This window comes from Rothia sp. HMSC066G02 (genome assembly GCF_001813145.1).
Taxonomy (GTDB): domain Bacteria; phylum Actinomycetota; class Actinomycetes; order Actinomycetales; family Micrococcaceae; genus Rothia.
The window spans coordinates 55,483-64,525 of record NZ_KV811584.1 but is presented as its reverse complement, the minus strand read 5'-3'; the positions used below and the strand labels follow the sequence as shown (position 1 = coordinate 64,525).

7 protein-coding genes are annotated in these 9,043 nt (G+C 58.1%); 4 read left to right on the top strand and 3 right to left on the bottom strand.

The features are described 5' to 3' along the window. Positions 1-1,458: 1,458 nt before the first annotated feature. The 3 genes from HMPREF2894_RS02590 to HMPREF2894_RS02580 form a co-directional block, all read right to left on the bottom strand. The gene (locus tag HMPREF2894_RS02590; RefSeq protein ID WP_049340883.1) at positions 1,459-2,223 is read right to left on the bottom strand and encodes an HAD family hydrolase; all 765 of its coding nucleotides are present in this window, start codon (positions 2,221-2,223) and stop codon (positions 1,459-1,461) included. Positions 2,224-2,398: 175 nt separating this feature from the next. Next, a complete protein-coding gene (locus HMPREF2894_RS02585; RefSeq protein WP_070677682.1) occupies positions 2,399-3,817 on the bottom strand; it encodes an FtsX-like permease family protein in 1,419 nt (472 codons plus the stop codon). Continuing rightward, complete coding sequence (locus tag HMPREF2894_RS02580) at positions 3,817-4,779, bottom strand: ABC transporter ATP-binding protein (RefSeq protein ID WP_070677700.1); 963 nt, start codon at positions 4,777-4,779, stop codon at positions 3,817-3,819. The genes HMPREF2894_RS02585 and HMPREF2894_RS02580 overlap by 1 nt, the downstream gene beginning before the upstream one ends. 228 nt (positions 4,780-5,007) lie before the next feature. On the opposite strand from HMPREF2894_RS02580, the gene HMPREF2894_RS02575 reads away from it, so the two are divergent. The 4 genes from HMPREF2894_RS02575 to HMPREF2894_RS02560 all read left to right on the top strand — a co-directional run bounded on the left by HMPREF2894_RS02575 (position 5,008) and on the right by HMPREF2894_RS02560 (position 8,929). Then, a complete protein-coding gene (locus HMPREF2894_RS02575) occupies positions 5,008-6,297 on the top strand; it encodes a histidine phosphatase family protein (RefSeq protein ID WP_070677680.1) in 1,290 nt (429 codons plus the stop codon). A 46-nt stretch (positions 6,298-6,343) separates the two neighbouring features. After that, complete coding sequence (locus HMPREF2894_RS02570) at positions 6,344-6,787, top strand: VanZ family protein (protein ID WP_070677679.1); 444 nt, start codon at positions 6,344-6,346, stop codon at positions 6,785-6,787. A gap of 400 nt (positions 6,788-7,187) precedes the next feature. Next, entirely contained in the window at positions 7,188-7,979 is a 792-nt protein-coding gene (locus HMPREF2894_RS02565; RefSeq protein ID WP_005504500.1) for a DeoR/GlpR family DNA-binding transcription regulator, read from the top strand. Continuing rightward, a complete protein-coding gene (locus HMPREF2894_RS02560; RefSeq protein WP_049327005.1) occupies positions 7,979-8,929 on the top strand; it encodes a 1-phosphofructokinase family hexose kinase in 951 nt (316 codons plus the stop codon). The genes HMPREF2894_RS02565 and HMPREF2894_RS02560 overlap by 1 nt, the downstream gene beginning before the upstream one ends. The last annotated feature ends 114 nt before the right edge of the window (positions 8,930-9,043 follow it).

Genomic DNA, 9,043 nt, shown 5'->3' with positions numbered 1-9,043 from the left:
GGTGGAGTTCGACGCCACCGCAACCGGCATGTCTATGACCTACACATCAACAACACCGCCAGATCACAGGGCGAATGCCCTCCGCGCGGAAGATTAGAGCCTTCCGCCATCTATGCGAAGAGCGAGCCGTTTGTGCTTCTTATGCTTCGCCAATCGACCGACCGAGCCGACCGACTGGCCTGTGTTGTTTGTTGTGATACCCCTTGTGCTTTTCATTCAAATACCTTTGTGTATTTTGTTTGGAAAGTACAAGGGCATTCGCTTCTCTCTCCCCTCACCTCTCTCAGCCTGAGCTGTGAGGTTGAGTCTTGGAACAGAAGGAGAGAAGCCAGAGAGAAAAAGAGCCTGAGCGTTAGCGAAGTCCGCTTAAGCGGACGTAAAATAAAAGTTCCTAGACCGTAGAACTGAAGTGAGAGAGTTGTGAGGACAAGACCAGAGTTATCTCCTGCTCGTAAGAGAAGAAAAGCATACGCACGTAGGAAAGAAGAAGAGAGGTGGGTGAAAGCAGCAGGGGAAGTGAAGACTGTTTACCGCTGTATCTGCGATAAGAACCTAGAAATGTGTAAGGCAGAGGAGCATCCGAAGCGCAATAAGACGACTTAGGATGTAAGTTTGCTGAGGAGAGAGAACGGGCTGGGAGCTTTAGCAGCTAAATACTATAGTGTGCAGTGGCGCAAATTGTTATTGAATCATTACTAAAATAATTTTGACTCCCATTTTGCTGATTGATATCATAAAAGTGTTCTGTTTCACATCAAACTAGAGATATTATCAACAGCTATTGTCGGAGCCGGTATAGAAGGACGTGGAATCGCGTTCTACGCAGATTGGGGTATACCACCGCTGACAGCAAAAATTGAATAAATATCTGAGGTGATTAAGTTGGTCGACACTAGATACATACCGGTACCTGAATTATGTTTCGCAGGTTATTCTTTCTATTATTTTACATCTTCGCATGATTCAATGTTTTATAATGTTGCCGGTATTTTAATTCTTTGTGGATTTGTTGGGTACTCTGCATATCGTGCAAATAAGAACTACGTACAACCTGCGGCATCCTTCATAAAATCCGTATTTTTTATGTTGGCTGTGGTAATTTTACAAGTGTATTGGCTTGACCCTTTGGCTCAGGTTGTAGTTCTACTTATGAGTATCCTGTACGCTTTTGTTTTCTATAAGCAACAGCCGAAATAAGCATCCTTGGAGTTCTAAAACACCTAGCATCACGAGAACCTGCCAATGTTCAGGTTCTCGTGATGTTTTGTATTGGTACCGTTTAGTGAGACTTTGGAAAAGTAGCGCTCCGCGAGAGTGCTGATGAGGTCAAAGGGCTACAAGAGCGGGTGCTAGAGAGGCAGCTGATAAGCATAGAAGACCCCCGGTCTGCTCTTGAAGAGCGGGCCGGGGGTCTTTCTTGATGCCGCCTGCCAGGTGAGGCGGTGGGGCGGGTGCCTCTTAGTTCTGCGCCGCCTCCGACTGCTGTGCCGCCTCAAGCTTGGCGATCCAGGTGCGTGCCGCCTCCCAGAGCTGCGGGTCATTAAACGAATCGAAGCGCCCAAAACCGGCCGGTGCCTTTGCCGGGTCGGTGCCTTCCGGAACGTAAATCATAACCTTTGTACCGGCGTCACGTGCCGCCTGCGCGCCCGCGGGGGAGTCCTCGAACGCCAGCGCCTCGTGACCTTCAAAGCCGAGGCGATGTGCCGCCTCCAGGTACATGTCCGGGGCGGGCTTACCGGTGGGAACGTCGTTGCTGCTGACCCAGGTGCGCACCAGCGGGGCGTAACCGTAGCTTTCCATTTTCAGGGTCAGAATGTTCGCGGTGGAGTTCGACGCCACCGCAACCGGCATGTGCTCGCTCAGGAAGCCCAGGAACTTCTGCGCACCCTCAATCAGGTCCACGCCGGAGCTGATGACCTCGTGCTCGGTGGTGAGCAGGTCCTTCATCACGCGTTCATGGTGTTCGGCGTACTCTGCGGAGGCGGTGTCCGGCTTCTGACCGTTCTGCGCCTCGTAGGAGAGCAGGGCAAGCTCCTGCGCGACGTCGGCTGCCGCCAGGCCGGTGAGGCGGTGCTCCACCTCTTCGGTGAAGGGAACAGACCAGCGGGCGAAAAGCTCACGCTGCACATCGTTCCAGACGGTCTCGGAGTCGAGGAGGATGCCGTCGCAGTCGAAGATTGCGCAGCGGGGGAACCATTCGGGGGGTACTGTGTGTTCAAACATAATGTCAGTCTCTCACAGGGCTTTAGGCTATGGAAGCGGTGGCCCGGTGCGTGAGAAAACATGCAGGGCGCAAACCGGGCGAGGGCACAAAAGCACGCAACACAAACGTTGGACATGAAGAAACCCTCCCGCCGCATCCACTGAGAACGCAACGGGAGGGTAGCAGCCGTACAGCTTAGAGAGCGGACACCGGCTTATGAGTCACCTGACGCATAAACGGAATGGTCGCCAACAGGCCCACATAGACCAGCGCCAGACCCAGTGCAATAGCGCCGAAGGTCATACCGAACATCTTCGTCAGAATCTCACCGGAAAGACCCTGCGCCGCAATCAACGCCGTCAGCGGCAGACCCAGCAGCGCAGAAACCACGCTAATGAGCACCAGGGGACCGAAAACCACGGTAAGGCGCGAAGCCTGCAACATCCTCGTGGGGGTACCCATCATATTCAGCGAAGAGTACAGCGAACCACGCTCGTAAATGGCGGCGCTCTGGTTCAACACTGCGGAGAGAGTGATCAGCAGGTACGAGAAGAACAGCATGAGCAGCATGCCCTGGAACATGTCCGACATGATGGTCATGAAGGGGCCGGCGGCGGGGCCTACCTCCTTCGCCGTTTTGTTCATCTCACCCGCCAGAATCAGGATGGGGCCGAAGAAGGTCACCAAGAAGGTCGACAGTGCCACACCCGAAACCTGACGCCACGCCCCGCGCGGGGACTCCAGCACCGCACGGTAACCCAGCAGAACCGACGCCTTCTGGGTCATGCGCACACGAATCTTTGCGTATGCCCACACCAGGAAGGTACCAATCAGGTCGATAGCAACCATCATCAGCAGACCCGGCAGAGCAATGAAAATCGCTAGGTTCTTGATCGCGCTATCGGCACCGCCGTCCTGGAAGGGGGAGAACATGCTAAAACCCTTCGAGGTCGAAGCCAGAATCATCACGGCAATGACCAGAACAACACCGATACCCAGAGCAATGTAGCCGGCGGAACCAGCCTTCGCGCGGGTACGCACACCCAGCGGGCTGATGCTGACCTTCGCCAGACCGAAGAGGGAGCTAAGAGCCGCCAGAACCATACAGCCCAGGAAGCAGTAGAAAATCACGCTCACCGGCAGGAGCATATTCTCAGCACCCAGCGGAACGTTCATGAAGTGCAAAGCGCCAAAGGGGAAAATCAGCACCAGGTAAAGCAACAGACCGATGATGAAACCCACAAGAGAGTACACCAGCGCGTCCGCAACAGACAGACCCACAATCAGGGTTGTGGAGGCACCAATCAGACGCAGGGACGCCAGACGCTCATCACGGCGGCGGGCACTCAAACGAGCAGCCGAAGCGCCCAGGGTAAAGAGCGGAACAATCAGCACCAGAGCGGCAACCCACGCCAAACCCATGTAGAGCTTCTGAATGCCCATCAGGTTGATCATTTCGTGGTCAACGTTGGCGTGCTCAAGCCACGTGCTCAGCGCCTGAACACCACCGGCAACCGTCAAAAACAGTGCCGAGGAGGCGGCAAAAGCCAGTACGGGAAGAATCGCCTGCGAACTCCATAGGGTTCGCTTGGCGAGTAGAGCATAGATTTGCATTATGCACCTGCCTGAGACTGAGCGCCGAGGTTCTGAGCGTGGTTCTGGGAAGCGGGAACACCGCCCTGGTTATTGCGCTGATCGCTCACAATCTGGCCGTCCTGCAGGTACACCACGCGGGAGCACGCCGCCGCCACGTTCGGGTCGTGAGTCACCACCAGCAGAGTCTTACCCTGCTGCGGAATCATGGTCAGCAGCAGAGCCATCACCTCACGCGCGGTCTTCGAATCCAGTGCGCCGGTCGGCTCATCCGCGAAAGTCACGGGGGCACCGTTCACCTGGGAGCGGGCAATCGCCACACGCTGAGCCTGACCACCGGACATCTCACCCATACGGCGGTCCAGCATCTGCCCCAAACCCAGACGGTTCAACAGATCAGCCGAAATGGAACGCGCCTGCTGGCGGGGAACACCGGCAATCATCGCGGCGAGGGAGACGTTCTCCTCCGCGGTCAGCTCGGGAACCAGCAGACCCTGCTGGAACACGAAACCAAACGAGTTAGCGCGCAGGGAGGTGCGCTCACGCTCACTGAGGGACTCCACCGCCACCTGACCGGCCGGGCCATTGAACAGCACAGAACCGGCATCGAGCTTGATAATGCCCGAGAGCGCGTGCAGCAGGGTGGTCTTACCGGAACCGGAAGGACCCATAATCGCCACGGACTCGCCGGGGAAAATATCCAGGCTCACGTTACGCAGCACCGGGTTATTGCCGTACGACTTGTGCAGGTTACGGGCAGAAATAATCGCGCCGCGCGCGAAGGGCGCCTGCTGCATCTGCTGAGGTGCCTGAGCCGGGTAGCCCTGCGGCTGACCCTGATAGTAGCCCGCCTGACTCTGCTGGTTAGGCTGACCAGGCTGAGCGGAATACTGACCGGCAGGCTGCGCCGCCTGCGGAGGGGTCATTGAATACGGGTTCTGAGCCTGGAACTGCGGGTTCTGAGATTGAGGATTCTGCGTCATGACAACCTTCATTGGGTATGAACTAACGGAAGTACACTTCTATCATCTCAGCTTCTCGGCGGCTCACCCCTCCGTCTGGGGGCTGAAAAATATGGGAAAACCCTGAAAAAATTCGCCCGACCGGGCGCTCAACCACCTCGCAGCTCATACCGCGGTATGAGTGCGCTTCATGAGAGAATACGCCTCTTGCCCCCTTGAACTGCGCGGGGGCAATGCCATACTAGAAGGATGACCGACGCACAGAACACCCCCATCATCACTCCGGTAGCCGACCCCGAGGCAGGAACCCGCATCATCTTCCTGCGCCACGGCCAGACCGACTGGAACATTGACCACCGCTTCCAGGGCGGCACCGACATCCCCCTCAACGACACCGGCAGGGAGCAGGTCCGCACCGCTATCGGCGCCCTGCAACAGGCAGCAGCTGAGGGCACCACCGTGGACGCTATCGTCTCCTCGCCCCTTTCCCGCGCCGTAGAAAGCGCCGAAATCGTAGCCGAAGGCCTGGGCGTACCCTACCGCGGTGCCGTTGACGGCTTCCAGGAACGTTCCTTTGGCGACCTGGAAGGCCAGATCGCTACCCGCGAGCTGATTCTCGCCTCCCGTCAGTCCAACAATGCTTTCAACGTGGAACCGAAGAAGGACTTCCTTGCCCGCTCCCTCGCGGCACTGAACCGCGTCCGCCGCGAATACGAGGGTCAGACCGTTGTGGTCGCCGCGCACGGCATGCTGATTGCCATGACCATGACCGCCCTGGTCGCTGAGCGCCACCCCGAACTGCTCAACGAGGACGGCATCTACCCGATCCCGGTGAACGCCTCCCTGACCGAGGTGCCCCTGCAGTACCTGGACGACGCGATCGACCGCCTGGTTGTGCAGCATCTGGAACCTGAGCTGAGCCCCGAAGAGGTCCCGGCGGGTGCCGAGAACACGACCCTCACCCTGATCCGTCACGGCCAGACCGACTGGAACAAGGCGAACCTGATGCAGGGCATTACCGACATTCCGCTCAATGACACCGGTCGCGAGCAGGCACGCACCACCGGCAAGAAGCTTGCCGACATGGGTCTGGAGTTCACTGTGCTGGTGTCCTCGCCGCTCTCCCGCGCCTACGAGACCGCGCAGCTGGTCGGTGAGCACTTCGATCTGCAGGTGCACAAGACCTACCCCGAACTGGTGGAACGCGCCTACGGCGCCGGCGAAGGCCTGGACATTCCCGCTCCCGAACGCCGCGCCCCGGAACGCTACTACCCGAACGTGGAATCCGAACGTGACGTGTACATTCGTGCGGTGCGCACCCTGCGCAATATCGTGCGTGAGCTCTCTGAAGCTTCGGGCGACCAGAAGATTATCGCCGTCAGCCACGGCAGCTTTATCCGCCGCGCTCTCTCCGCCGCAGCCGGTGAAGAATGGACCGTGACCGTGCCGAACGCCGAACCGCTCACGATTGACGTGCCGGGCCTGTTCGCCTGGGACTCAACCAAGCAGTTTGACGAGGCAGGTCGCCTTGTTTGGTAAAGCACAGTTTGGTAAAGGACAACCCGGTGGTCGCTCTAGCGCTCGCGTGTGGCGACTGATTCTCTGGCCCGTCACGGCGCTGTACTGCGCGGTAGTGGCGAGTATCGTGTTCGCCCCCGTGCACGTGGACGATAACGAGATGGGAGGCCGCCTGGCGCAGCTGCTGGATACCGGCCACGCCGAAGGTTGGTTGCCTGCGTTCATCACCTATTCGAGCATCGAGCAGCTTTCGAACGTCATCATGTTCATTCCGGGCGGTTTTCTTTTCGCCCTGCTGCTCAAGCCGAAGGCTCGCCCGCACGTGCTGTACTCGGGATTTTTGGTCAGCGCCTGCATTGAGACGATTCAGAGTTTCATGCCTGATCGCACCGGCGACCCGGTGGATGTGCTGATGAACGGTTCGGGTGCCCTGCTGGGTGCGGCGGGTGCTTTGGGCGTGCATCGTTGGTGTCGCGTGCGTCGCGAACGTCGTGAGCGTCAAGGTAAGTAAGGTTCTGTGCCCGGTGGAGGCGCTGGTTTCGAGGATTCTCGCTGAGGATTTTTGGAGCCGGCGCCTCCACTTTTTGCCCTGTGAGGGTGCCGTGTAGGTGTTGGATACTGTGCGGATGGTGGGGGAGCGGGAAAACCCAACAGTTCATTAGGTCAAACAGACATAAACAGGCAACAGCTCGCAAATGGGTGTGGTTTCGGTAGGGAACAATCGGGTAATATTCCAGCAAATACAGCGTTTTATATTGACTTGCCCACAAAAACCCACATAAAATCAAGTATTACCCTAAAGCGTTCTGTCGGTTCGCTGAAACCATGTCTCTCACGGTCCTGAAAGCCGAGCAGAACGCAGAAAAGAACGCACAGATTTCCTCCCACTAGCCCAAAGGAACACCAGATTTATGTTCGCAGAAGAACGCCGTGCCGAAATTGCAAAGCTTGTTGCCTCCGCACGTCGTGTCAACGGCGCTGACCTTGCGCGCCGTTACGATGTGACCATGGAGACCGTGCGTCGTGACCTCGCCGCACTGGAAGAAGCAGGTAAGCTCCGCCGTGTCCACGGTGGTGCTGTCACCATTGAGCAGTCCACCTCCCTGGAGTCCTCCATCTCCTCCCGACAGGGCATGAACACCCCCGAAAAGCGCCGCATTGCCACCAAGGCATACCAGATGCTTCGCGACTCCGAGGCAGGCTCCATCGTCCTGGACGCAGGCTCCACCATCGAAATTCTCGCCGACCACATCGGCGCCGAAAACTTCAGCCTCAAGACCGGCAATGACCGCATCGTCATCACCCATGCACTGCACATTGCAGTCAAGCTCGCCGAAGCCGAAGGCGTCACCCTTGAGCTGGTTGGCGGCCAGCTGCGCAAGATGACCTGGGCTGCTGTTGGTGCACGCGCCGCAGAGCACTTCGGCACCATGCGCCCCGATATTGCTTTCATTGGTGCCAACGGTATTGAAGCCCACTTCGGCATCTCCACCCCCGGCATGAACGAAGCCATCGTCAAGACCGCAATTTGCAAGGCAGCCCGCCGCGTGGTCTTGCTCTGTGACTCCGCGAAGTTCGGTCAGGAATCCCTGGTCCGCTTCGCCGGATTTGAGGATATTGACACCCTCATTACCGATCGCGAGCCCGAAGGTGCCCTCCGTCAGGCACTCGAGGCCGCAAACGTTGAGATTGTGATTGCCTAATGATTATTACTCTGACCGCAAACCCCAGCCTGGACCGCACCATTGAACTCGGTGCACCCCTGGCTCACGGTGCCGTGCAGCGTGCTGTAGGCGCCGTACAGGATCCCGGTGGCAAGGGCGTGAATATTTCCCGCGCCCTGCAGGTTTCCGGCGTGCCGACCCTCGCCATTGTGCCCGGTGAAGCCACCGACCCGGTGCTGACCGCACTGCAGGCTGTGGACGTTGAGTTCGCTAACCTGCCCACCGGTGAGCCGATTCGCTCGAATATCACCGTGGTTGACCCGGACGGCACCACCACCAAGCTGAACGCCCCCGGCACCGTTTTTGATGCTGAACTGCGTCAGAAGCTGGACGAACTGGTGGTTGAGCGTTCCAAGGGTGCCGACTGGGTGGTTCTGGCTGGTTCGCTGCCTCTGGGTCTGGAACCGACCTACTACTCCGAGCTGGTGGCGGCACTGCGCGCCTCCGGCTACGAGGGCAAGATTGCTATTGATACCTCTGAGGCGCCGCTGATTGCGACCGTTGCCGGTGAGCACAAGCCCACCCTGATTAAGCCCAACTCGGAGGAGCTGGCTCAGCTGACCGGTAGCGATAACTGGGAGGAGCTGGAGGCTAGCCCCGAGCTGACCGCTCGCACCGCCCAGAAGCTGCTCGGCGACGGCATCGAGTACGTGCTTGCCACCCTCGGCGGCGGCGGTGCAGTGCTGGTCACTGAGCAGGGTATCTGGCACGCTGTGCACGAGCCGATTCAGGTTCGTAGCACTGTGGGTGCCGGTGACTCGTCGCTGTCCGGTTTCTTGATTGCTCACACTCGTGGTGAGGATGCCCCCGGTTGCCTGGTTCAGGCGGTAGCTCACGGTTCGGCTGCTGCTGCTCTGCCCGGTACCCGTATGCCTTCGCTGGAGCAGACCACTCCTGAGAAGGTCACTGTTCGTCAGCTGCAGCTCTAATTCGGTCTGTTTTCGCACCTCCAGCTTTTATTCTCAGAAGGGAATATAAGCTGGGGTGCTAGCCAAACAGCCACACGTACATACGAACACAACACACACTGCACACACTTTGAA